Here is a 23,726-nt window from a genome sequence, read left to right as displayed (position 1 = left end):
CTGCTGGCCCACCGCCTGACAGAGTTCCTACCAACCCCCCCTACGCCCCCACACCCCCGGGCCCGCACACCCCCCCGCCCCCACCAAAAAAAACAGAAAAAACCCACGACCAGACCCACCCCCCCCCCCCCCGCCACCGGATGACTGCCTGACCGTCCGACCGACTGGATCCGCGGCGAGTTCTACGCTCTGCGGAAGTTCAGCGTCTCGCCCTGCGCGCCGCCGCGCCACAGGTCGTTGCAGGCCTCGGCCATCCGGTCGAGGCCGTCGACGACCTGTCCCCAGACGATGCCGGGAACCCAGCCGACGTCCCCGTTGAGCAGCAGGTTGTTGCGCTCGTAGAAGAGGGCGAGGTCCACGACCGTGGCGCCCGCCTTGACGTCCGCGGCCGGTTCGTACCCGTAGGACTGCGTGCCCAGCTGTGTCCCGTTGAAGGAGAAATAGCAGAGGTCGCCGGGAATGGGGGTGACTGTCGGATTCTCCAAGGGCGGCTCTCTGTCCGCGAAAGCCGGAAAGAGGGCGTAGATCTCATTGCGGGCGTACTTCGCGTGATAGACGTCCTCGCTGAGCGGAAGCGCCTCCCACACCGCCGCGCAGGTCACAGGAGCCCGGTCGTCGAGCAGCTTTGCCGTGCACTGAACTCCCCGCTTGGCGAGGGAGACTTCGATGAATCGATCTGCCATGTGTCCCATGCTCCTCCCTGGGTCAAGACCACAACGATTGCATCAGGGGCCGAAATTGGCCCGCATATTTTGCTTCGAGTCGGGTAGCCGCGCGCCCATGGCTCCACCACATGAGAACAACGAGGGATTCACAGGCAGCAGGCTTCGCCGCCGCTCCCTGCTCGCAGGAGCAGCGGCGCTCGGAGCTATGGGGGCTGCGGGATGCGTGAAGGTTCCGGAGGAGGGGAAGGTCGAGGGCGGGGATCTACTGAGCAAGCTCCGCGACACGGGGACCGTGAGGATCGGCGTGGCGGGAGAACTTCCCTTCGGCTACATCGACAAGCAGGGTGAGGTCACCGGGGAGGCGCCGGAGATCGCCAAGGTGATCTTCCCGAGGCTCGGCATCCCGAACGTCAAGGCCGTGCCCACCGAGTTCGGCGCGCTGATTCCGGGGCTCACCCAGGCGCAGCAGTTCGACGTCGTGTCCGCGGGGATGTACATCAACCCGGTCCGCTGCGCGCAAGTCCTGTTCTCGGATCCCGACTACCTGATGCTCGATGCCTTCATCGTGAAGAAGGGCAATCCGCACGGGATCAAGCGGTACGAGGACATCGTCAAGAAGAAGCTCAAGCTGGCCAGTGGCACCGCGTACGCCGAGATCGCCTACGCGGAGGCGGCGGGGGTGAAGGACATCCTCATCCTGCCGGACCCGGTGGCAGGCCTCGCCGCGGTCGAGCAGGGCCGGGTCGACGCCTTCGCGGGCACCGCCATCACCACGCGTGACGTGGTGAAAGGCAGCAAGCGGGCCGAGGTGACCGACGCCTTCCAGCCGAAGGTCGACGGCAAGCCCGCCTACGGCGCCGGCGGCTTCGCCTTCCGGCTCTCCGAGAAGAAGTTGCGCGACGCCTTCAACAAAGAGCTGCACAAGATGAAGAAGAGCGGCGAGCTGCTGCGGGTCGTCGGCAAGTTCGGCTTCACCAAGGACGAGATGACCGATCTGACGCTCGACGATCTGTGCCCGCCGGTGAAGGGAGCCTCCTGATGATGACGTGGGACTTCATCACGGCGTGGTTCCTGCCCGGTCTCTGGATCACCGTGCAGATCACGGTCTACAGCGCGGCCCTGGCCTTCGTGATCGCCTTCCCGATCGGTGTGCTGCGTACGTCGCCGTTCTGGATCGTGCGCTTCCTGGCCGGGACCTACTTCGAGATCTTCCGCGGCACGTCGGCCCTGGTCTTCATGTTCTGGATGGCCTTCACGGTGCCGATGCTGTTCGGCTTCAGCTTCCTGCCGATGGCCGCCGGTGTGCTGGCCCTCGGAATGACGTACGGGGCGTACGGCTCGGAGATCGTGCGTGGCGCTCTTGCCGCCGTGCCGGTGGCTCAGCGCGAGGCGGGGGTTGCGCTGAACTTCACCAAGGGGCAGCGCCTGCGCAAGATCGAGATTCCGCAGGCCTGGCCGGAAATGCTGCCTCCGTTCAACAACCTGTTGATCGAGCTGCTCAAGGGCACCTCCCTGGTCTCGCTCATCGCGGTGGCCGACATGACCTTCGCGGGCAACCTGTGGCGGCTCGTCACCGCCGAGAGCGCCCCGGTCTACACGGTGCTCCTTGTGGTCTATTTCGTGCTTGCCTTCCTCCTGACGCGCGGGATGCGGCTCCTTGAGCGCCACGCGAAGACGAGGGTCGGCCTGGCGCCCGAGAAGCTCGGCCTCTTCAGCGGGCTGCGCTCCAAGTCGTCGATCGACGCCGTGACCGGTACCGGGGGTGCCAAGTGAACTGGGACTGGTCCAACGTCGAAGACTTCATGCCGAAATTCTGGGACGGGGTGCTCGTCACCCTCCAGGCTCTTGGCTGGGGCACCCTGATCGCGTTCTCCCTCGGTCTGGTCTGGGCGATCGCACAGCGCTCCGACCAGGTGTGGATCCGCTGGCCGGTGACGGCCGTCACCGAGTTCATCAGGAACACTCCGCTGCTTGTGCAGCTGTTCTTCCTGTTCACCGTCGTGCCCGAGTTCGGCCCCACGATGTCCCCGCTCACCACGGGCATCGTCGGCCTCGGTCTGCACTACTCGACATACACCGCCGAGGTCTACCGGGCCGGCATCGAAGGCGTTCCCGTCGGCCAGTGGGAGGCGGCCACGGCGCTCAGCCTGCCCAAGCGCCGCACCTGGACCGCGATCATCCTGCCGCAAGCCATCCGCCGCGTGATCCCCGCGCTCGGCAACTACGTGGTGTCCATGCTCAAGGACTCCCCGCAGATCGCCGCCATCGGCGCCCTCGACATGCTGGGCGAGGCCAAGGGATTCACCCAGGCGACCTTCACCTACGAGGCGATCAGCATCGTCGGTATCGCCTTCATCGTCATTGCCTACCCGGCTTCCGTCCTTCTCCGAGTCCTGGAGCGTCGCCTTGTCCGCTGACAGCAGCACCACGAACGAAACCGTCAATCCCACGGTGGACGGCAGCGAGCTGATCCGCTTCGACAAGGTCACCAAGCGCTTCGGCAGTCATGTCGTCCTGGACGAGCTCGACTTCTCCGTGGCCTCGGGCAAACACGTCACGCTGATCGGCCCTTCCGGGTCCGGCAAGACGACGATCCTGCGGCTCCTGATGACCTTGATGAAGCCCGAGGAGGGCACGATCAAGGTCGGCGGCGAGTACCTCACGCACGAGAGCAAGAACGGCAAGCTCGTACCGGCGAGCGAGAAGTACGTCCGCGAGGTCCGCAAGAACATCGGGATGGTCTTCCAGCAGTTCAACCTCTTCCCGAACATGAAGGTCCTGCGCAACATCACCGAGGCGCCGGTCCAGGTCCTCGGCCTGTCCAAGGACGAGGCCGAACAGCGCGCCCGGGAGCTGCTCGAACTGGTCGGGCTCACCGAGCACATCGACAAGTACCCGACCCAGCTCTCCGGCGGCCAGCAGCAGCGGGTCGCCATCGCGCGCGCCCTGGCTATGCGCCCGCAGGTGCTGCTTCTGGACGAGGTCACGTCCGCGCTGGACCCCGAGCTGGTGGCAGGCGTCCTCGACGTCCTCAGAGACATCGCGCACACCACGGACATCACGATGCTCTGTGTGACCCACGAGATGAACTTCGCCCGGGACATCTCGGACCAGGTCCTGATGTTCGACTCGGGCCGGGTCATCGAATCCGGGACACCGGAGAAGATCTTCACGGAGCCGGAGCACGAGCGCACCCGGGAGTTCCTCTCCGCGGTGCTGTAGTCCGCAATGCTGCAATCCGCGGTGCTGCAATCAGTGCCGTAAACCGCCGCTCACCCGGCGGCAGTGAAGATCAGGTCGAGGCGGGACCGTGGTGTCAGGTCACGGTCCCGCCTCGTTTTTCCGCCTCTTCCTCTCCACGGCCGGGCCGGGCCAACCCGCTACGCGGTAGTAGGTTTTGTCCCGTCCTTCACTCCGGGGGCATGCCTTTGGCATATGCCAGAGTGGCGCGTCGCTGCTGACAGGGCCGAGATGCGCCATCAATCTCGCCAACAGCCGCTCCATATTGGCCTCTTGGCGGCTATCGTGGACGAAGCCCAACTGTCCGGAACCGTTCCACGCAGGGGGAAGTCGTGGCGCTGAAACACGAGCCGACCACGCCGCAGCACTCGGTGCAGAACGCCCTCCGAGTCCTCGAGATCGTCGCCCGGCACGACACCGGCGTAACCGACGCCGAACTCGCCCGGCAGACCAAACTGCCCGCACCCCAGCTCACCGCCCTGCTGCGCATGCTGCGCCGCGAGGCGTACGTCGAACAGAATGCCGACGGTGCGTACGTGACCGGCGCGTCCCTCACCCGCCTCGGCGCTGCCCAGCGCCGCGACCAGGTGTTGCGGGAAAAGCTCCAGGTGACGCTCGACGGGCTGCGCGACTCGATCGGCGCGGCCGTCTACGTCAGCCGGTACGAAGACGGCGAAGTCAAGATCACCGACTACGCGGAAGGACCCGCCACCCCGGCGGTCAACGAGTGGGTGGACTTCCGCTCCTCCGCGCACGCCAGCGCGGTCGGCAAGAGCCTGCTGACCCAGCTCGATCTGAACGGGCGCAGGGATCACCTCTCCCGCCACAAGATGGCCCGCCTCACCTCGCGGACGATCACGAACGAACGGGTCCTCCTGAACCGCCTCGCCGCCCAGCCCGCGACGGTCCCTGTCCTCGACCTCCAGGAGTACGCGGTCGGCACGGTCTGCGCCGCCGTCCCCATCACCGCGGGCTCCGCGGTCGGCTGCCTTGCGCTCTCCCTGCCGGTGGAGCACGCACACCGGCTGCGGGAAGCGGCCCGGACGCTCAATCGCGGGGCGGCGCCGGTACTGCTGTCGCTGGCGATCTAGGGGCGCCGGTCGGCTGTCCCGAGCACCGGTCCCGAGCGCCGGTCCTGAGCACCCTCTGGGACCAGGTATTATTTTCGAGTCAGCAGGCGCCGTTAGCTCAGTTGGTTAGAGCAGCTGACTCTTAATCAGCGGGTCCGGGGTTCGAGTCCCTGACGGCGCACGACAGTGAGAAGCCCCTCGCGCAAGCGGGGGGCTTCTTTCGTCCCGCTTCGCATATCCCTCGCACCGGTGAGGACAGCGCCGCCGGGCCGCCGCGATACTGGCACGGCTCCAGCCCGACCGCACGGCCTCCTGCCCGGCTGCACGGCCTCCTGCCCGAGGAGCCGCCCGATGCAACGTCCCTTCCTCGCGCTGTCCCGGCTGCGGACCACCCGCCCCTACGTGGTGGACACCGCGCTCACCGCTCTGGTGCTCTTCGCCGTCTCGATCCAGTTCCTCTTCCCGGACGAGGGCGGCGACCCGCTGAGCCTGCCCGGGTTCGCGCTCGGCCTGGGGACCGCACTGCCGCTGATCTGGCGGCGCCGCGCGCCCTTCCTCTGCGCCTGCGTGATCTCCGTCCTCACCCCCGCCATGGCGCTGTACCACCGGCCGCCGCCGGACGTCTGCTACGGCGGCCTGGTCGCCCTCTACACCGTGGCCGCCCTCAGCAGTCCGCTGAAACGGCGCGTCATGCTCGTCGGGTGGCTGGTCGGGGGCACCGTCACGATGGCCTTCAAGGAGCACGCCGAGTCGTACGAGTACCCCTTCCACCTGCTCAGCCTCGTCAGCGCGTACGCCCTGGGGTCCTTCGCCCGCGTGCAGCGCGCGTACACCGCGGCCCTGGAGGACCGGGCCCGGCGCCTGGAGCGGGAACGCGCCACCGAGACGGCGCGTGCGGTCAGCCAGGAGCGGTCCAGGATCGCCCGCGACATGCACGACATCCTGGCCCACGCGGTGAGCCTGATGGTGGTCCAGGCGGAGGCGGGCCCCGTGGTCGTCCGCAGCGATCCGGACCGCGCGGTGGGGGCGTTCGACGCGATCGCCGGCGCGGGGCGCGACGCGATGGTGCAGCTGCGGCGGATCCTGGGCGTACTGAGAGAGCCGGAGGCCCGGGGCGGACGCGTCCCGCAGCCGACGCTGGCCGCGCTCCCGGAACTGGCCGCACTGGTCGAACGAGGCGGCCTGCGCGTCGAGTTGACCCAGCAGGGCGAAGCTCGCCCACTGCCACCCGACGTCGAGGTGGCCGCGTACCGCATCGTCCAGGAGGCGCTGACCAACTGCGTGAAGCACGCGGGAGCGACGACCGTGATCATCCAACTGGCATGGAACGTGAGCGAGTTGAGGATACGGATCCAGGATGACGGAGACGGGCTCTCCGCGCCGCAGGACGCGGGGCACGGACTGATCGGCATCCGTGAACGCGCCGCCGCCTGCGGTGGCACCGCCGAGGCCGGGAACGGTCCCGATGGTGGATTCCGTGTCGCCGTCACGCTGCCCACGGCATCCTTGGGGGATGAGCATCCGGGTGGCGGTCGCCGACGATCAGGAGCTGGTGCGCAGCGGCTTCTCCATGATCCTTGAGGCGCAGCCCGACATCGAGGTCGTGGCGGAGGCCGGTGACGGTGCCCAGGCGGTGGCTGCGGTGCTCCAACACGCCCCGGACGTCATCCTCCTGGACATCCGCATGCCGGGGATGGACGGCATCGAGGCGGCCCGCCGGGTGTGCGCGCAGTCCAGCTGCCGGGTCGTCATGCTGACCACGTTCGACCTCGACGAGTACGTGTACGAGGCGCTGTACGCGGGGGCGAGCGGCTTCCTCCTCAAGGATGTCCGCAGGGACGACCTGGTGCACGCGGTGCGGGTCGTGGCTGCCGGGGACTCCCTGCTCGCACCGTCGGTGACGCGGCGCCTGGTGGCGGACGTGGTCAGGCGCCGCCGCACGGAGTCCGACGCCCCGCCCATGACGCCCTCCGAACGCCTCGCGGTCCTCACCGCCCGCGAGGAGGAGACGCTGCGACTGCTTGCCCGGGGGCTCTCCAACGCGGAGATAGCGGCGGCGTTCGTGGTCAGCGAGCACACGGTGAAGACGCATGTCAGCAACGTCCTGTCGAAGCTGGCGCTGCGGGACCGGGTGCAGGCGGTGATCTGCGCGTACGAGACGGGGCTCGTGGTTCCGGGGGGCTAGGGCGTTTTCCTTGAGAAAAACTCCCCCACCCGACGGATCCCTACCCCGCCAGAGGGAGGCGGCAAGACCGCCCCCCACGGCGATCCGCCGCCACCGGCATCGGACGACTCTGAGAGGCATCCCGGAACCCGTCCACGGAGGAGGCAGAGCCATGCCGGCCGCCCTCGCTCGTACAGCGACCCGACGCCCGCGAACCGTCATCCTCATCTGGCTCCTTCTCCTCGTCCTGGGCTTCGGCTTCGGCACCCGGGTCTTCGGCGACCTGACCTCGTCGGTCGAGGACGTCCCCGGCAGCGAGTCGGTCGTCGCCGAGGAGCGTCTGGCCGAACTCACCCCGGACGGTGAGGACTTCAGCGCCGTCGTCTCGGGCCCCGCCGTCGCGACCCCGCAGCTCCGCGCCCAGGTGGGCGACGCGATCGCCGACGTACGCAAGCAGCCCGGCATCGCCCGGGTGCCGGATCCGTACACCGCCCGTGGCCTGGTCGCCCAGGACGGCAAGGCCCTGCTCATCCCCGTCACCCTCAAGGGCGGTCTCGACGACGACACCGAGGAAGAGGCCGTCGGCGACGCGGCCGACCGCCTCCGCGAGATCAGCGCGGGCGACGTCGCGGTGAGCGGCGGGCCCCTGCTCGGCGAGCAGATGGGCGGCCGGGCCCAAGAGGACGTCGCGAAGGCCGAGTTGATCACCCTGCCCGCCGTACTGATCGTCCTCCTGCTCATCTTCGGCGGGCTGCGCGCCGCCGGGCTCCCCCTCCTGGTCACCGTGAGCGGTGTGGCCGGCGCCTTCCTGACCCTCTACGGCTTCAGCCAGTTCACCGAGATCTCCGTCTACGCCGTCCAGATCGTCACCATGCTCGGCCTCGGCCTCGCCGTCGACTACGCGCTTCTGATGGTGATCCGCTTCCGCGAGGAGCGGGGGAAGACGGACGACGTGGCGGGGGCCGTGCACGCGACCGTCGCCCACGCCGGACGCACCGTCCTCTTCTCCGGCCTGACGGTGGCCATCAGCCTGTCGGGGCTCGTCTGGTTCCCCAGCCCGTTCCTGCGCAGCATGGGCCTCGCGGCCGGTGCGGTGGTCGTCGTCGACATGCTGGCGGCGCTGACCCTGCTGCCCGCGCTGCTCGCCCTGTTCGGCGGCAAGATCGCGCCGTCAGGGACGAAATCCCGTATACGTAAGGGCTTTTGGCACCGGGGCGGTTCTGGGGCCGAGCCCGGCGGGGCCGAGCCCAGCGGGTCCGAGCCCGGCGCCTTCTTCGCCCGCCTCGCCCTCTTCTCCGCCCGCCGCCCCGTCGCCGTGGTCACCGCCGTCGTCGCCGTACTCACCCTTCTCGCGCTCCCCGCCTTCGGGATGCGGATCAACATCGGGGACGCCCGGCAGCTCCCGCACGACACCGAGGCACGGCAGCTGTACGACACCGTGCGCGAGCACTATCCGGCGGGTACGGACACCGATCCGGTCCAGGTGCTCATCGGGTCCGGCGCCGCCCCCGACCACGAGGACAAGATCCGCGCCCTGCCCGGAATCATGGCTGCGAGCAGCGATCGGCTCTCCGACGGCACGGTCCTCCTTGAGCTGACTCCGACCGGTTCCGTCGACGGCCCCACCGCCACCCGGCTCGTGGAGCAGGTGCGCGACCTGCGTGGCGACGAGCCCGTCCAGGTCACCGGCAACGCCGCGAGCCTCGTCGACTTCCGCTCGATGCTCACCGAGCGCGCCCCCTGGGCCGTACTCACCGTCCTGTTCGCCCTGTTCGTCCTGCTCTTCGCCTTTACCGGCTCGCTCCTGCTCCCGCTGCGTACGCTCGCCACCACCCTGCTCAGCCTGGGCGCCGCGCTCGGCGTCGTGGTGTGGGTGTTCCAGGACGGGCATGTCGCGGGGCTGCTCGGCGGTGAGGGGCTCGGGTCGCTGAGTCTGACCGCGCCGCCGCTGATCATCGCGATCGCGTTCGGACTCGCCATGGACTACGAGTTGTTCATCCTGTCCCGGATGCGGGAGGCGTGGCTGGAGACCGGCGACCACCGTGCCGCCGTCGTCGAAGGGCTGCGCCGCTCGGGCCGTGTCGTCAGCTGTGCGGCGCTGCTGCTCGCGATCGTCTTCGGCGGCTTCATGACCGGCGGCTTCTCACCGATCCTGCAGATCGGGCTCGGTCTGACGCTCGCGGTGCTCATCGACGCGACCGTGGTCCGGATGTTCCTCGTCCCGGCGACGATGACGCTGCTCGGCCGCCGTGCCTGGTGGGCGCCGCCGCGGCTGCGGAAGCTCCATCAGCGGTACGGGCTCCGCGAGGCGCCGTCCGCCGACCCCGTACTGGTCGAGCAAGGGGGCGGGCAAGGAGTCAGGCAAGCACCACCCAGTCCATGACGAGGGCGGCCACCAGGCCGGCGGCGAGGAGATAGCTGCCGAGCCTGGTCCGTCCGCGCCTGCTGAGTTCGATCACCAGGCCGCAGAGGACGAGCAGCAGCCCGTACACCCCCACGACCAGGACGGACGACCGGCTCGCCATGCGTACGGCGAGCACTACGGCCGCCGCGGCCATCAGCACCGAGGCCGCGGTGATCCGTATGCGCCGGGCCTGGCGCGGCGTGAAACGCGGCGTGAGGCCCGACGTGTCGCCTGCCTCTGTCTGGTCTGACGTGCTCATGGTTCAGGATCGTAATCGACCAGACCGATGGCCATTGCACGGATCGGCGGGCTCGGGCTGATCGGGCTGTTCGTTGTGCCCAAGCTGCCCGTGCCGCTCAGGCCCGCAGGTACGCCAGGACCGCGAGCACCCTGCGGTGCGTTCCGTCCCCGGGTGGCAGGTCCAGTTTGCCGAGGATGTTGCCGATGTGTTTGCCCACCGCCGCCTCACTGACGACGAGTTCGGCGGCGATCGCCCCGTTCGACCTGCCCTCGGCCACCAGGCCGAGCACCTCGTGCTCGCGCGGCGTGAGCTGTTCGAGGGGATCGCGGCGGCGCCTGATCAACTGCCGTACGACCTCCGGGTCCACGACCGTGCCACCACTCGCCACCTGCGTCACCGCGTCGGCGAACTGCTCGACCTGGCCCACCCGGTCCTTGAGCAGATAGCCGACGCCGGTGCCGTCACCGGTGTCCAGGAGCTCGGCGGCGTACGAGCGCTGCACGTACTGGCTGAGCACCAGGACCGGCAGCTCCGGCCGCTCGGCACGCAGGGCGAGGGCCGCGCGCAGGCCCTCGTCCTGGAAGGAGGGCGGCATGCGTACGTCGGTGAGGACGAGGTCCGGTTCGTGCTCATCGACGGCGGCCCGAAGGCCGTCGGCGTCACCGAGCGCGGCGGCTACTTCGTGGCCGAAGCGGGTGAGCAGGCCGACGAGCCCTTCCCTGAGCAGCACGCTGTCCTCGGCGAGGACGATCCTCAGTCGGTGGTCAGGCCTTGGAACTGCTGGGCTCGGCACGGGATCTCCACGGACAGTACGGTCGGGCCGCCGGGTGGGCTGGCGACCGTCAGTGTGCCATCGAGCACCGCGATCCGGTCCGCGAGGCCGGTCAGGCCGCTGCCCCGGGCGGGGTCCGCGCCTCCCTCACCGTCGTCGCGCACGTCGATGTGAAGGACCTCGTCCTCATGCCGGGCCCGGATGTGCGCGCGGGGCGCTCCGCTGTGGCGGGCGATGTTGGTGAGGGCCTCGCGGACGGTGAAGTACCCGGCGGATTCGACGGATTCGGGGAGGCGGGGCAGGCCGTCCAGGTCTGTGTCGACGGGGATCGGGGAGCGGTCGGCCGCGTCATCGATGGCGGCGGCGAGGCCGTAGTCGGCGAGGACCTGGGGGTGGATGCCGCGAATGAGCTCGCGCAGTTCCTTCAGTACGTTCCCCGCCTCGTCGTGGGCCGTGGCGAGCTGGGCGGCGAGGGGGCTGTCGGGGGCGGCGTCGAGCCGTGCGAGGCCCAGGGTCATGGTCAGCGCGACCAGACGCTGCTGGGCCCCGTCGTGCAAGTCCCGCTCGATACGGCGCCGTTCGGCTTCGAAGGCGTCGACAAGGCGGGCCCTGGAGCGGGTCACTTCTGCCAGCTGGGTGGTCAACTCGGCCTCACGCGGGGCGAGCAGGAGGCGGGCGAGGGCGGCTCGGGCGGTGGCGTAGGCGCCGAGAGGATAGAGGAGCGGGACGAGCAGGGCCAGACCCAGGAGGGCCGTGGCGAAGGCGTGCGGGTAGTCACCGACCACCCAGAGCTTGGCCGCGCGTATCTCGCCGCCGTCAAGGGCGAGTTGGGCGGGAGTGCCGATGAGGAGGGCGGGGGCGCCGACGGTGCAGGCGAGCACGAGGAGGTCGAGTGGCCACAGGACGAGGGCGAGCAACGCGGTGTACGCGAGCTCGCGCCAGGTGGCCTGCTCCTTGACGCGGAGCTTGAACCAGGCGGAGATGCCGGGGACTTCGGGGGTGCGGTGGGGGGTTGGGGCGGCGGGGGTCGTGGGGTCGATGAGGCCGAGGCGGCGGCGTTCGAGGGCGGCGACGGGAATGCCGGCGAAGGCGAGGAGGGCAAGCAGGGGAAGCCCTACGAGGACGACGGCAAGGGCGGCCCCGAGGACGGCGGCCACGAGTCCCGCCACGAGTACGAGCACCCCGAGCAACACACCCCCGAGGAGGTACCCGATCCCTCTCCAGGGCGCACTGCTCCCCAGATATCTACGCCGCCGCAGCCCCACCCACACGCTCCCACTGGCCATGGGGCGAGGGTATGCGGGGGCGGGACGGGGCGGCTCAGCCTTACGCACCCCACCCACCCCCGTCACCACAGGGCGATCGGGCGGATGCGGGGCAATGGGCGGGTGGGCGTGAGGGCCTCGTTCGGCAGCGAAGCGGACGCTAGCGGGATAACAGCCCCTCGCGGGCCTGGGCTCGGTACTGGGCCAGCAACGCAGACTCGTCCCCCGGAGACAGGGGCTGGTAGGCGCCCACCCCGGGGCGCCACCAGACCGGGTCCCCACAGCGAAACCCCTCCCTGCGCAAGACAGCCCGCGCCACCTTATTGGTGGCGGTAACCGGCATCCGCTCCACCACCCGCACGAAGCGTGGCGCCATCTTCGTCCCCAGGTCCGGCTGCGAGAGGAGGAACTCGGCGAAGGCCAGGGGGTCGAAGGAGACCCCTGCCCGCGGGGCGACCGCCGCCATCACCTGATCCCCCGCCACCGGGTCCGGCACCGCGTACACCGCCACCGCGGCCGCCCCCTCCCACCGCGCGAGAATGTTCTCGATCACCGCCGCCGCCAGATTCTCGCTGTCCACGCGGAGCCGGTCGTCCGTACGCCCCGCGAAGTAGAGAAACCCCTCCGCGTCCCGGTAGAAGAGATCCCCCGTCCAGTACCAGCCGTCCCGGAGCCGCGCCGCATCCGCCTCCGTGTTGCGCCAGTAGCCCTCGAAGGGCGTGCGGCCCTTGTTCACCAACTCCCCTATCGCCGCATCCCCGTTCAGCAGGCGGCCGTCCGCAGCGAAGGAAGCGGGCGGGCACTCCTCGCGCGTGCCGGGATCCACCACCACGAGCTCGTCCCCCGGCGCCGCCCGCCCGATCGCCGCGGCAGGCGTCCCCGGCGTCCGCTGTATCGCGGCGCCGCCCTCCGAAGATCCGTACCCCTCGACGAGCCGCACCCCGAACCGCTTCTCGAACCGCGCCGCGTCCACCGCCCCGGCCTCCGTACCGAAGCCCACCCGGAGGGGGCTCTCCGTGTCGTCGGGGCGCTCGGGCGTGGCCAGGACGTACTGCACCGCCCGGCCCACGTACGTGAAGTAGGTGGCGCCAAAAGCCCGTACGTCGTCCAGGAACGCCGAAGCCGAGAAGCGGCGCCGCAGCGCCACCCCCGCCCCGCCCGCAAGCGCGGGCGCCCAGTCCGCGATCACCGCGTTGCCGTGGAACATGGGCATGCAGATGTAGTGGACGCCGTCCGGGCCGAGCCGGAAGTGGTCGACCAGGGACCGGCCCGCCGCGGCAAGGCGGCCCTGGCTGCAGATCGCTGCCTTGGGCGCCCCGGTCGAACCGGAGGTGAAGTAGAGGAGCATGCGGCTCGCCGGATTCGCCGCCCTCGATATCTCCGGGCGGGCTTCCGCGTAGGGCGCGAGCAGCTCGGCGTACGCGGCCGTGTCCGTCACCAGGATGCGTACGCCCGGGAGTTCGAGGCCGTCCAGGAGCGCGAGGTGCGCCCGTTCCGTGACCAGGACACGGCAGTTCGTGTGCACGATGTCGCGGGCCAGTTCCGCGCCCCGGCGCGTGGGGTTGATGCCCGCCACCGCCGCACCGGCGAGCGCCGCCGCGCTCAGCCACAGGGGGTACTCGGGGGTGTTGTCGAGCAGGACGCCGACGTGTGGCTCGGCCCCTCTGGGCAGCAGATCGGCGAGGAGCGCCGCCCTCGCCGCCGCGCCCGCCGCGACCTGGTGGTGGGTCATCTCCTGCTGTTCGAAGCGCAGCCCGGGGCGGTGATCGCCCCAGCGGGCCTGTACGAGTTCGGCGACGGTGCTGACGGTGCTCCCGGTGGCCTTCATGGCCGCGCACCATAATTGATGGGCCGTCAGATAGGGAGAGGGCCTGCGCAGTCACTGCGCAGGCCCACCCGTGGGGAAGCTGCCCGGAATCAGAACTTGACGTCGGAGCAGGCGTAGAACGCGTTCGCCGTGTCGTGGACCGTCCACACCGCGACGATCACGTGGTGTCCGCTTCTGCCGCCGGGGATCGCCCCGGAGTGCGAGAGCGTGGCGGGCGGCTGCTGTCCGTTGTAGGGGACGTTGAGGAACGGGGTGGTCTCGAGTGCGGCCCGGGTCACCGGCTTGCTCTCGTCCCAGCCCTGCTTGGTTATGTAGTACTTGAAGTCGGTGGTGCGGTGCCGTGCCGTGAACTGCCAGCGGAAGGTGTAGTTCTGACCGGCACTGACACTGGTCGTCGGCCAGGCTCCACCGCCCGGCGCCTTCGGCTGGTTGAGCGTGTCGAAGCCGCTGACGCCCGCCGAGCAGATCTTGCCGTCGGCCGGACCCGCCGCCGGGAAGCCCTTGGGGCCCTCGACGCTCTGCGGCTCGTACTGGATGGAACCGCAGCCGCTCACCGTGCCGTTGGAACAGTTGATCTGGCGGCTGGCCGGCAGATCGGTGTAGCCGTGACCGCTCGCGCCACCGGACGAGAGCGCGAGCGCCCCGACGGTGGTGGCGCCGAGCATGGCCGCGTACATCTTCTTGTTTCGCATGCTGCCGCTCCAGGGGAAACGTGGGGATTCCGTGAGCCGTGCGCGCGCCGCGGCACCGCTCCGCCGCGGGTGCGGTGGGGCGGTGAATGCAGTGAGTTCTGCGGTAACTGCGGTCTAGACCAAGCCCAGATTATGGGCGGTAGTTGAACATGTCCATACCAATAGTGGAGACGATCCGATCGCAGCGTCGGCGCGACTTCTCCACGAGTTCACCGTTGGGGCCGTCGTTCGTCGCCACCCAAGCGGCCGCCCCGTCGGCCGTTCTGCCGCCGGCCAACTGACGGTCGGCAAGCCGCAGTTGACGTACCTCCGCAGGTGCCTGCACGTACCAGCACTCCCCCAGCAGCCGCCGCGCGTGGCGCCAGCCGGGCAGATCGCAGGCCAGGTAGTTCCCCTCGGTGACGACGAGCCGGGCGGTCGGCGGGACGCGGTGCCTGGCGGCCACCGGCTCATGGAGAGTGCGGTCGTAGTCGGGTACGTAGATGTCGTGGCCGGTGTCCTCAAGGACCCGGGTGAGGAGCGCGACGTACCCCCGGACGTCGAAACTCGGCTCCGAGCCCTTGCGCGAGGTGAGGGAGAGGCGCTCCAGCTGGTCGTTCGAGAGATGGAACCCGTCGAGCGGCAGATACGCGGCGCCCTCACCGATCGCCTCCACCAGCGCCCGCGCGAACGTCGACTTGCCCGCGCCGGGCGGCCCCGCGATCCCGAGGAGGGTGCGGGGCCGGTCGGCTGTCAGCTTCCGGGCGTCCGCGGCGAGGGCCGCGAGGGTGGGGGCGTCGGCATCAGGGGCGCTGTCATCGATCTCCATGACCCGTATAGAACGCCACCGTAAGGTCCTTGACCAAGGCCTTGCGCTCGTAGTCGTCGAGCTCGACCAGGCCGCGGGTGGTCAGCCGGGTCACCGTGTCCTCGACGGAGTCCACCACCGAGGTCAGCACGCTGTCGCGGTGCCGCGCGTCCAGGGCGGCGACCCTGCGCAGGCGCATGGTGTCGGCGATCTCGGGGGCGTACTCGATGCGGGTCGGCTGGGCCGAGAAGATCTCGATGCCGACCGGCTCTGCATCGGCCGCCAGCATCCGGGTCAGCGCGTCGCCGACGGCGTCCGCGTCGCGCAGGGTCGGGGTGTCGTCGTGGAAGGCGTCGGCGGGCAGCCGGGACAGGACCCGCGCCGTGGCCGCCTCGACGCACTCGCGCAGATACTCCTGGTGGTCGGCGACGCCGAGCGTCGCCCGCGCCGCGTCCTTCACCCGCCAGACGACGAGGACGACGACCCGCAGCGCGACCCCGCCCCGGTCCACCGCGGGCATCGGCTCACTGCGCCAGTGCCGCAGGCGTACGTCGACCCGGCGGCGCAGGAGGAGCGGGTTGACCCACATCAGGCCGGTGCGGCGGACGCTGCCGCGGTACCGCCCGAAGAGCGTGAGCACCCACGCCGTGCCGACCCGGCCCCGGGCCAGACCCCCGAACCCGAACAGCGCGAGCGCGCCCGACCCCGCGAGCGAGGCCCACTGTCCAAGTCCGAGCCCGAGCCCGGCGTACGCGTCGTATCCACCGTTCCCTCCACTCCCGCCACTCCCGCCACTCCCGCCGTGCCCGTCCGGCCAGGGCAGCCCGGCCGCTTGCACCACCGGCTCGGGCAGCAGGCCCGCCCACCACAGCGCGGCCGCGCACCCGGCGACGCCAGCTGCCCCGCCGAGTGCCCCGACGGCGCCGGGCAGCACGCGGGCGGTGCGCTCGCCGAGCGCCGGGTCGACCTCGGGCAGGGGCCGGGCCGCCGAAGCCGAAGCCGATGCCGAAGCCGATGCTGCCGCCCCCGCCCCCGCCGCGGGCCGTCGGGCGATGCGCGGCTGCTCCCCCGTGCCCTGGCGGCGGCGCACCACGGCGGGCGTCAGGGATACCCCGGGGTCGCCGGGATCGTCACGGAAGAGCAGGTGGATGGGGATCTCGGTGGTGGCCTCGCTCTGGATCAGGCGCGGCGGGCGGGCGGCCGTGTCCGGGGCGCCGGTGAGCTGCGGCTCCTCGGGCTGGGGGGTCTGTGACCGTGATGCCGCTGTCGCACTCATCCTTGCCTCCGCCTCATACATGCCTCGTTCTCATTCGTGCCTCGATCTCATGCACAACCCGGTCACGCCCGCGCCTCGGCCTAATCCGTAACCCGGTCACGCGCATGCCTCGATCTCATCCATAACCCGGTCACACCCGTGCCTCGGTCTCAACCGCAACCCGGTCACATGCGTGCCTCGATCTCATGCACAACCCGGTCGCCGCCCAGGCCTCGATTTCATCCGCAACCCGGTCACACCCGTGCCTCGGTCTCATGCGAACAACCGCCGCCAGGTCTCGGGCCCCGGATATCCGTCCGCCGCCGCACCGCGCCAGCCCTGCGCCCGCTGGAACGCCTCGACGTTGCGGCGGTCGCTCTCGCTCCAGCGGGGGCCCGGCCCCTGGGCGTAGTGCTTGCCGAAGCCCTTCTTCACCAGCTGCCTGCCCAGCTTCTCAATGGACGGGCTCGACTGGCCGGGGCGGAACACTCCCCTGCCCGGGTACGCCGGCGTCCTGCCCTGGGCGCCGCCCGCGCCCGCTCCGGCGCGCGGGATGTCTCGGCCCTTGCCCGTCATCAGGTACGACCAGGTCGTGGCGCCCGGCAGACCGTCCGCGTCCCCGCCGGTCCAGCCCTGCGCCCGCTGGAACGCCTGCGTCGCCCGGCGGTCCGCGTCGCTCCAGCGCGGGCCCGGGCCTGACGTGTAATAGCGGGCGGCGCCACGGCCGACCAGGGCCTTGCCGAGCTGGGTCACGTAATTGTTGTCGGCGCCGGGGCCGAACGACCCCGCGCCGGGGTAGCGCGTCCCCGTGCTCGGCCCCGCGCCGCCGGGAGCGCCACCGCTGACCCCCTTGTAGCGGTAGGCCAGATAGCGGCTCCCATTGCTCCAATAGGCATAGGGAGTCGTCTGCTTACGGGCATGCGGCCGGGTCTGTTCGTACGCGGTGTATTGCGTGCGCGACCCATTCGCCCACCCGCCGAAAATCGTCACGTGCGACCCCTTCTCGGGGTTCGCGGGATTATGGAAGAGAAGCATGTCGCCGGGCTGCAGCTGACTCTTCGTAATGCGCACCGCGTACGAGGCGAGGCTGCCCGTCCATTCATTGCCGCCGAGATTCCAGGCCATGGAGACAAAGCCCGAGCAGTCCTGGCGGTAACCGTCGGACCAGTACTTGCTCATGCTGTACGGCACCTTCGCCGTGACCCACCTCTGGGCGCGGGCGAGGATCTCGGCCCGCGTCGTGGGCCGCGCCGCCGACGCCACGGGCCCCGGAGTGCCCGGTGCGCCCGGCGCTCCGTGCAGCGCACTCGTGCCGCCCTGCGGACTACCGGGCCCCGGGTCCTCGTCCGACGGAGCCCCCGGTGGTCGTACCGGGTGGTGGCCGCCCGGTACGGCACCGGGGGTCGCCGCCGCCGGAAGCACCTGGCCGCCGCCGAGCACCGTGCCCGCCGCCGCGGCGATGACGAGGGCGCGCCGCGCGCCGTGCGCCGCCGGGTGGCCGCCCTCTCGTACGGGAAGTGCGTGGGTCATGGTCCGTCGCCAGTGAATGCATCCGGGACAGTCGCAGTCGCTCTCGGGGTCGAATTCCTCGAATTCCGGAGCACTCACCGAAGCACCCACCGAAGCACCCTCCATGCGATTCCCCTCACACTCCAGGAAAGAATGTCTGCGTCGCATCTGCACAGTCGTCAGCTTCTCAACTGTCGCGCGATGTCGCATGTTGACGGTCCGAATGATGGATCCGCCCCGCATTCACGTACCCGCCGCTCCCGGGAGCCGCCCCCCGCAATGCCCCGCGGCGCCCCCGCGAGACCCCTGCGAAGGCCCGGGTGCAGCCTCCTGGTGGTCCGGAGCACCCGCCCGCGTCCGGTAGAGTTCTCCAGGTCAGCAGGCGCCGTTAGCTCAGTTGGTTAGAGCAGCTGACTCTTAATCAGCGGGTCCGGGGTTCGAGTCCCTGACGGCGCACAGACAGCGAAAGCCCTCCGTTCACGCGGGGGGCTTTCGTGGTTCCCGCGGAGGGTCGATACCCGTCCCCCGCGCAGGGTCGATACCCGTCCCCCGCGCCGGGTCGACACCCGCGCCCCACACCGGCCCGACACCCCTCTCCCTACCGCTACCGTTACGCCATGGCGCGCGACATACAGGAGCGGATCAAGAAGCTCATCATCGACCAGCGGCTGCCCTCCGGAGCCTCTCTGCCCACCGAGCCCGAACTGATGGAACGCCTCGGCGTCAGTCGGAACTCCGTGCGAGAAGCCCTGAAGGCGCTGCAGGCGATGGGCATCGTGGAAATCCGGCACGGTTTCGGTACATATGTCGGCCCCATGTCGATGGCTCCCATGATCGAGGGCCTCACCTTCCGCACGGTGGCGGGCCACTACCGCGGCGAGGACAGCCTGCTTCAGCTCCTGGAGCTGAGGGAGGCCGTGGAGACCGGGCTCATCGCCCGCCTCGCGGGCCGCATCCCGGACGCGGATCTGGCCGAACTGGACGCCCTCGTCGACCGGATGGACACCGAGGCGGCGGCGTACGACGGCCGGATCGGGCAGTCGGGCGCAGTTCACACCGAAACCGACCGTGCATTTCACGCCACTCTCTACCGCTGTCTGCGCAATCCGTTGCTCGGCGAGGTCCTCGAAGCGTTCTGGGACGCCTTCCATAAGGTGCGTACCGACCTGGTGGACGTGCCACAGGACCCAAAGGTGACCTGCCGACAGCACCGGGAGATCCTCGATGCGGTCAGATCCGGCGATGTTCTCCGAGCCGAGCGGGCGATACGGGAACACTTCGGTAATATTCGAACGCGATTGAGCGCTCCCGCCTCAACAGGTAGCAACGGTTAGCAACAGGTAACCCAAATCGCTCGTATGACCGGTAAACACCTTGATTCGCTCTTGCGATCATGGCTAGGGACGTAGAACCTGGTGCTGGAGCCATTGGCTCTCATGAGGCGTGCGGTGCGGGGCAGTTGGGGGGCCCGGCCGGAGCCTGCGGGGGAAGGGGCGGGGGCCCCGTTCACGAACAGATGCCGAGGGGGGCATCATGCAACCGGAAGGTAGCCGTTCCATGTCTAAGGGGACGGTGGCCTCTCATTGATGCGTCCGTGAAGGTCGGGGGACCGGGGCGGACGGAAGGACCAACGAACACGCGGGCGACCGCGTGCGGGGGGATGACTCATGACGTCGACGCCGACGGGCGCCCGGCCGAACGACCCGTCAGAGACGACCCAACTGCGGTTGCCGTCGCACCGGACGGGCGGGTTCAGGCGTATCAAGAAGGCGCTGCCGAAGTACGACTACGAGCACTACAGCCGTCTCGCGGGGCCGCTCACGCAGCCCGATCCGAGCAAGCCGTACAAGGTGCAGTACCGCTCTCTGCTCTCGCAGGAGCCGCACCGCATCAGAGCCGCCCTGATGCTGGGCGCCGCGCCGCTGCTCTCGCTCGTGCTGCTCGCCTGGCTGCTGCAGCCGACGCACTGGACGAAGCGCGACTATGTCGCGAACGACTGGCTGCCGACGCTTGACATAGTCATGCTCATATCCATCGGCCTGATCGAGTTCTTCCGCTGCATGAACGTGCTCTCGAATGCGCACGCCACGCTCGTCGCCCGTGACCCGATACCCGTGGTGCCCGAGACCGGCACCAGAGTCGCCTTCCTCACCTCCTTCGTGCCCGGCAAAGAGCCGCTGGAGATGGTGACGAAGACTCTGGAGGCCGCGGTCCGCATCCGGCACCGCGGCCTGATGCACGTATGGCTCCTGGACGAGGGCGACGACCCCGCCGTCAAGGAAGTCTGCCTGCGGCTCGGCGTGCACCACTTCTCCCGCAAGGGCGTGGCGAAGTGGAACATGAGCAAGGGCCCGCACCGCGCCAAGACCAAGCACGGCAACTACAACGCCTGGCTGGACGCGCACGGCGACGAGTACGACTTCTTCGCATCGGTCGACACCGACCACGTCCCGATGCCCAACTATCTCGAGCGGATGCTCGGCTTCTTCCGTGACGAGAACGTCGGCTTCGTCATCGGCCCGCAGGTCTACGGCAACTACGACAACTTCATCACCAAGGCCGCCGAGTCCCAGCAGTTCCTCTTCCACGCCCTGATCCAGCGCGCGGGCAACGCCTACGGCTCCCCCATGTTCGTCGGCACGAGCAACGCCGTACGCATCAGTGCCCTGAAGCAGATCGGCGGTCTGTACGACTCGATCACCGAGGACATGGCGACGGGCTTCGAGATCCACCGCGCCACGAACCCGCGGACCGGCAAGAAGTGGAAGTCGGTCTACACGCCCGACGTGCTCGCGGTCGGTGAGGGCCCCAACGCCTGGACGGACTTCTTCACGCAGCAGCTGCGGTGGTCGCGGGGAACGTACGAGACCATCCTCAAGCAGTTCTGGAAGGCGCCGTTCTCGCTGCCGCCCGGGCGGCTGTTCAACTACACGATGATGGTCATCTTCTATCCGATGTCCGCCATGAACTGGATCCTGGCCGCGCTCTCCTGCGCGCTGTTCCTGGGCATGGGCGCATCGGGCGTGAACATCGACCCGACGATATGGCTGATGCTGTACGGCAACGCGTCGGCGCTTCAGATCGGCCTCTACATCTGGAACCGCCGCCACAACGTCTCGCCGCACGAGCCCGAGGGTTCGGGCGGTATCGCGGGCATGGTGATGTCGGCCCTGTCCGCGCCGGTCTACGCACGCTCCCTGCTCGACGCCGTGCTGCGCCGCAAGAGCAAGTTCGTGGTGACTCCCAAGGGCGATTCGGCGAGCCCGGACACCCTGTTCGGCACGTTCCGGATCCACCTGTTCTTCATCCTGGTCTTCTGCGGCTCGATGGCCGCGGCGTTCGTGTTCGGCCATGTCCACCCGGCGATGATCACCTGGGCCACCTTCGCCCTGCTGATCACGGCCGCGCCGATCTTCGCGTGGCGGTGGGGCATGCGGCAGGACAAGAAGAAGCGCAAGTCGCAGCACGGGGCGGGCCCTTCGGGTCCGTCGACCGGCCAGCACGCGAAGGTTCCGCAGCAGCGCGACGGCCTCGACGCCACAGCGCAGCTGCCGCAGGCGCACGATGCCCCAGAGGCTCCGCAGGCGCCGCACGCCCCGCAGCAGAAACCCAGCTGGGCGGCGAACGACCAGACCATGCAGATCGCCCTTGGGGGACGTAAGAAATGAAAGACCGCTCCAGCCGCCGCCGCGCCCGCCGCATCGCGATAGGCGCGGCGGTGGTCATAGCGCTGGCCGGGATGAACGGGCCGTGGCTGTGGCGCGTGGGTTCGGAGAAGTACCACGACTACAAGATCAACAAGCCGGAGTACAAGGCCGACAACGGCCACTGGCAGGTCGTGAACTTCCCCGAGGAGTACCGCCAGAACACGATCCACGCGGCGCTCCTGCACACCGGCAAGATCCTCCTGGTCGCCGGCTCCGGCAACAACCAGAAGAACTTCGACGCCAAGAAGTTCGACACCCGCCTGTGGGACCCGGTCAAGAACACGATCAAGAAGATCAAGACGCCCGTCGACCTCTTCTGCACCGGCCACACCCAGCTGGCGAACGGCAATCTCCTGATCGCGGGCGGCACTCAGCGCTACGAGAAGCTCAAGGGCGACACCACCAAGGCGGGGGGCCTGATGGTGGTGCACAACGAGGACCCGGACAATCCGATCACGCTGCCGTCGGGCACGAGGTTCACCGGCAAGAAGAACGGCAAGACGTTCGTCTCCAAGGACCCGGTCGTCGTCGAGCGCGCGAAGAAGGTCTTCGACAAGGCGACCGGTGCGTTCGTGCGCAACGAACCGGGCCTCGGCCGGGTGTACGTGGAAGCGCAGAAGAGCGGCACGAAGCACGAGACGGGCACGCAGGACAACTACCGCGTGCAGGGCCTCAAGGGCGCCGCGACGCGCAACACGTACGGCATCGCGCAGAAGCTCGCCCTGGACAAGAAGGACTTCCAGGGGATCAAGGACGCCTTCGAGTTCGACCCGGTCGCCGAGAAGTACATCAAGGTCGACCCGATGAACGAGGCCCGCTGGTACCCCACGCTGACCACGCTCTCGGACGGCAAGGTGCTCAGCCTCTCCGGCCTGGACGAGATCGGCCAGCTGGTCCCGGGTAAGAACGAGCTGTACGACCCCAAGACCAAGAAGTGGACCTACACCAAGCAGGTCCGCCAGTTCCCCACGTACCCCGCCGTCTTCCAGCTGGAGAGCGGCAGGCTCTTCTACTCGGGATCGAACGCGGGCTACGGCCCCGACGACGTCGGCCGCAAGCCCGGCACCTGGGACCTGGAGAAGAAGGGCAGCTGGAAGGGGATTCCGGGGCTGAGCGACCCGAAGCTCCTGGAGACCTCCAACACGGTCGAACTGCCGCCCGCACAGGACCAGAAGTACATGGTGGTCGGCGGCGGCGGTGTCGGCGAGTCCAAGAACTCCAGCAAGAAGACCCGCATCGTCGACCTCCTGGACGACAACCCGAAGTTCGAGGACGGCCCCGAGCTGGAGAAGGGCACCCGCTACCCGCAGGCCTCGACCCTGCCCGACGACACGGTGCTCATATCCGGCGGCTCCGAGGACTACCGCGGGCGCGGTGACTCGAACATCAAGCAGGCGCGGATCTACGACGCCAAGACCGGCAACATGCGGCGGGTCGCGGACCCCGAGGTCGGCCGCAACTACCACTCGGGCTCGATCCTGCTGCCCGACGGCCGCGTGATGTTCTTCGGCTCCGACTCGCTCTACTCCGACAAGGCCAACACCAAGCCCGGCGAGTTCGAGCAGCGCATCGAGATCTACACCCCGCCGTACCTGTACCAGGGCTCGCAGCCCAAGCTCACCGGCGGCCCCAAGGAGATCAAGCGCGGCGGGTCGGGGACGTATCGGACCCAGCACGCCTCGTCCATCAAGACGGCCCGCCTGATCAGGCCGAGCGCCTCGACGCACGTCACCGACATCGACCAGACGTCGGTCGCCCTCGACCTGAAGAAGTCCGCGGACGGCGTCACGGTGACGATTCCTGCGGAGCGGAGCCTGGTCGAGTCCGGCTGGTACATGCTCTTCGTCACGGATGATCAGGGCACCCCGAGCAAGGCGCAGTGGGTGCACGTGCCGTAGCTCGCGTGGGCGCGGTGCGGGTGACTGCGCCCCGTTAGGGGCGCGGGGCTGTGACATTTGCGGCTCCACCGCGTGGGCGCGCTCAGCCCGCGAAAAGCCGCAGTCGCGGGTGGCGCTTGATGGGGGAGGAGCGACGGGGGGGGGTTTGTGGTTTGTGGCGCCGTTGCCCCCGCCCCCCAACGGGGGGGGCAGAAATGGGGGGGGCCCCCCCCGGAGCGCGGAGTCGGGG

General features: G+C 69.4%; 20 protein-coding genes and 2 tRNA genes. 13 read left to right on the top strand and 9 right to left on the bottom strand.

All coding sequences use genetic code 11. From position 1 onward, the window contains the following. Positions 1 to 182 precede the first annotated feature (182 nt). Positions 183 to 683 carry a DUF3830 family protein gene (locus ACFQ7F_RS36025; protein WP_383280216.1) on the bottom strand — a complete coding sequence of 167 codons (501 nt, stop codon included), beginning with the start codon at positions 681 to 683 and terminating at the stop codon, positions 183 to 185. Positions 684 to 780: 97 nt separating this feature from the next. Here ACFQ7F_RS36025 and ehuB point away from each other — a divergent pair, with 97 nt between their 5' ends. The 9 genes from ehuB (at position 781) to ACFQ7F_RS35980 (ending at position 9,522) form a co-directional block, all read left to right on the top strand. After that, positions 781 to 1,704: an ectoine/hydroxyectoine ABC transporter substrate-binding protein EhuB gene (gene ehuB / locus ACFQ7F_RS36020; protein WP_383280213.1), complete on the top strand. Its 924-nt coding sequence runs from the start codon at positions 781 to 783 to the stop codon at positions 1,702 to 1,704. Next, a complete protein-coding gene (gene ehuC, locus ACFQ7F_RS36015) occupies positions 1,704 to 2,438 on the top strand; it encodes an ectoine/hydroxyectoine ABC transporter permease subunit EhuC (RefSeq protein WP_383280211.1) in 735 nt (244 codons plus the stop codon). The genes ehuB and ehuC overlap by 1 nt, the downstream gene beginning before the upstream one ends. Next, on the top strand, positions 2,435 to 3,082 hold the full coding sequence (gene ehuD / locus ACFQ7F_RS36010) for an ectoine/hydroxyectoine ABC transporter permease subunit EhuD (RefSeq protein ID WP_383280208.1): 648 nt from the start codon (positions 2,435 to 2,437) through the stop codon (positions 3,080 to 3,082). Before ehuC ends, ehuD begins: the two co-directional genes overlap by 4 nt. A 34-nt stretch (positions 3,083 to 3,116) precedes the next feature. Next, positions 3,117 to 3,887, top strand: a complete 771-nt coding sequence (gene ehuA, locus ACFQ7F_RS36005) for an ectoine/hydroxyectoine ABC transporter ATP-binding protein EhuA (RefSeq protein WP_383280222.1) — start codon at positions 3,117 to 3,119, stop codon at positions 3,885 to 3,887. Positions 3,888 to 4,237: 350 nt separating this feature from the next. Continuing rightward, entirely contained in the window at positions 4,238 to 4,996 is a 759-nt protein-coding gene (locus tag ACFQ7F_RS36000; RefSeq protein ID WP_383280205.1) for an IclR family transcriptional regulator, read from the top strand. Between the two features lie 86 nt (positions 4,997 to 5,082). Beyond that, positions 5,083 to 5,156 (top strand) — tRNA-Lys (locus tag ACFQ7F_RS35995). A gap of 170 nt (positions 5,157 to 5,326) precedes the next feature. Then, positions 5,327 to 6,556: a sensor histidine kinase gene (locus tag ACFQ7F_RS35990; protein ID WP_383280202.1), complete on the top strand. Its 1,230-nt coding sequence runs from the start codon at positions 5,327 to 5,329 to the stop codon at positions 6,554 to 6,556. After that, positions 6,489 to 7,160: a response regulator gene (locus ACFQ7F_RS35985; RefSeq protein ID WP_383280200.1), complete on the top strand. Its 672-nt coding sequence runs from the start codon at positions 6,489 to 6,491 to the stop codon at positions 7,158 to 7,160. The genes ACFQ7F_RS35990 and ACFQ7F_RS35985 overlap by 68 nt, the downstream gene beginning before the upstream one ends. A gap of 151 nt (positions 7,161 to 7,311) precedes the next feature. Continuing rightward, positions 7,312 to 9,522, top strand: a complete 2,211-nt coding sequence (locus ACFQ7F_RS35980; RefSeq protein WP_383280197.1) for an MMPL family transporter — start codon at positions 7,312 to 7,314, stop codon at positions 9,520 to 9,522. On the opposite strand, the gene ACFQ7F_RS35975 is transcribed toward ACFQ7F_RS35980, so the two are convergent. The 8 genes from ACFQ7F_RS35975 to ACFQ7F_RS35940 all read right to left on the bottom strand — a co-directional run bounded on the left by ACFQ7F_RS35975 (position 9,497) and on the right by ACFQ7F_RS35940 (position 17,991). Further along, entirely contained in the window at positions 9,497 to 9,802 is a 306-nt protein-coding gene (locus ACFQ7F_RS35975; RefSeq protein WP_383280195.1) for a hypothetical protein, read from the bottom strand. The genes ACFQ7F_RS35980 and ACFQ7F_RS35975 overlap by 26 nt on opposite strands. Positions 9,803 to 9,899: 97 nt before the next feature. Next, on the bottom strand, positions 9,900 to 10,577 hold the full coding sequence (locus tag ACFQ7F_RS35970) for a response regulator (RefSeq protein ID WP_383280192.1): 678 nt from the start codon (positions 10,575 to 10,577) through the stop codon (positions 9,900 to 9,902). Beyond that, positions 10,538 to 11,842 (bottom strand): sensor domain-containing protein, encoded by a 1,305-nt coding sequence (locus ACFQ7F_RS35965; protein WP_383280189.1) that lies wholly within the window; start codon positions 11,840 to 11,842, stop codon positions 10,538 to 10,540. Before ACFQ7F_RS35965 ends, ACFQ7F_RS35970 begins: the two co-directional genes overlap by 40 nt. 139 nt (positions 11,843 to 11,981) lie before the next feature. Further along, positions 11,982 to 13,649 (bottom strand): long-chain-fatty-acid--CoA ligase, encoded by a 1,668-nt coding sequence (locus tag ACFQ7F_RS35960; RefSeq protein ID WP_383280186.1) that lies wholly within the window; start codon positions 13,647 to 13,649, stop codon positions 11,982 to 11,984. Positions 13,650 to 13,738: 89 nt separating this feature from the next. Continuing rightward, positions 13,739 to 14,341, bottom strand: a complete 603-nt coding sequence (locus ACFQ7F_RS35955; RefSeq protein WP_383280184.1) for a lytic polysaccharide monooxygenase — start codon at positions 14,339 to 14,341, stop codon at positions 13,739 to 13,741. A gap of 130 nt (positions 14,342 to 14,471) precedes the next feature. Continuing rightward, positions 14,472 to 15,149: a nucleoside/nucleotide kinase family protein gene (locus ACFQ7F_RS35950; protein ID WP_383280181.1), complete on the bottom strand. Its 678-nt coding sequence runs from the start codon at positions 15,147 to 15,149 to the stop codon at positions 14,472 to 14,474. After that, a complete protein-coding gene (locus ACFQ7F_RS35945; protein WP_383280178.1) occupies positions 15,136 to 16,404 on the bottom strand; it encodes an SPFH domain-containing protein in 1,269 nt (422 codons plus the stop codon). Before ACFQ7F_RS35945 ends, ACFQ7F_RS35950 begins: the two co-directional genes overlap by 14 nt. Positions 16,405 to 16,656: 252 nt before the next feature. Next, positions 16,657 to 17,991 (bottom strand): peptidoglycan-binding protein, encoded by a 1,335-nt coding sequence (locus ACFQ7F_RS35940; protein ID WP_383280219.1) that lies wholly within the window; start codon positions 17,989 to 17,991, stop codon positions 16,657 to 16,659. A gap of 283 nt (positions 17,992 to 18,274) precedes the next feature. On the opposite strand from ACFQ7F_RS35940, the gene ACFQ7F_RS35935 reads away from it, so the two are divergent. From ACFQ7F_RS35935 to ACFQ7F_RS35920, 4 genes are all read left to right on the top strand, one after another. Then, positions 18,275 to 18,348 (top strand) — tRNA-Lys (locus ACFQ7F_RS35935). 161 nt (positions 18,349 to 18,509) lie between these two features. Further along, the gene (locus ACFQ7F_RS35930) at positions 18,510 to 19,226 is read left to right on the top strand and encodes a FadR/GntR family transcriptional regulator (protein WP_383280175.1); all 717 of its coding nucleotides are present in this window, start codon (positions 18,510 to 18,512) and stop codon (positions 19,224 to 19,226) included. A 333-nt stretch (positions 19,227 to 19,559) separates the two neighbouring features. Beyond that, positions 19,560 to 21,560: a glycosyltransferase family 2 protein gene (locus tag ACFQ7F_RS35925; protein ID WP_383280172.1), complete on the top strand. Its 2,001-nt coding sequence runs from the start codon at positions 19,560 to 19,562 to the stop codon at positions 21,558 to 21,560. Beyond that, entirely contained in the window at positions 21,557 to 23,497 is a 1,941-nt protein-coding gene (locus ACFQ7F_RS35920) for a galactose oxidase-like domain-containing protein (RefSeq protein WP_383280170.1), read from the top strand. Before ACFQ7F_RS35925 ends, ACFQ7F_RS35920 begins: the two co-directional genes overlap by 4 nt. Positions 23,498 to 23,726 lie beyond the last annotated feature (229 nt).

The sequence above is a fragment of the Streptomyces sp. NPDC056486 genome (assembly GCF_042795295.1).
Lineage (GTDB): Bacteria > Actinomycetota > Actinomycetes > Streptomycetales > Streptomycetaceae > Streptomyces.
This window is presented reverse-complemented; position numbering and strand designations above follow the sequence as displayed.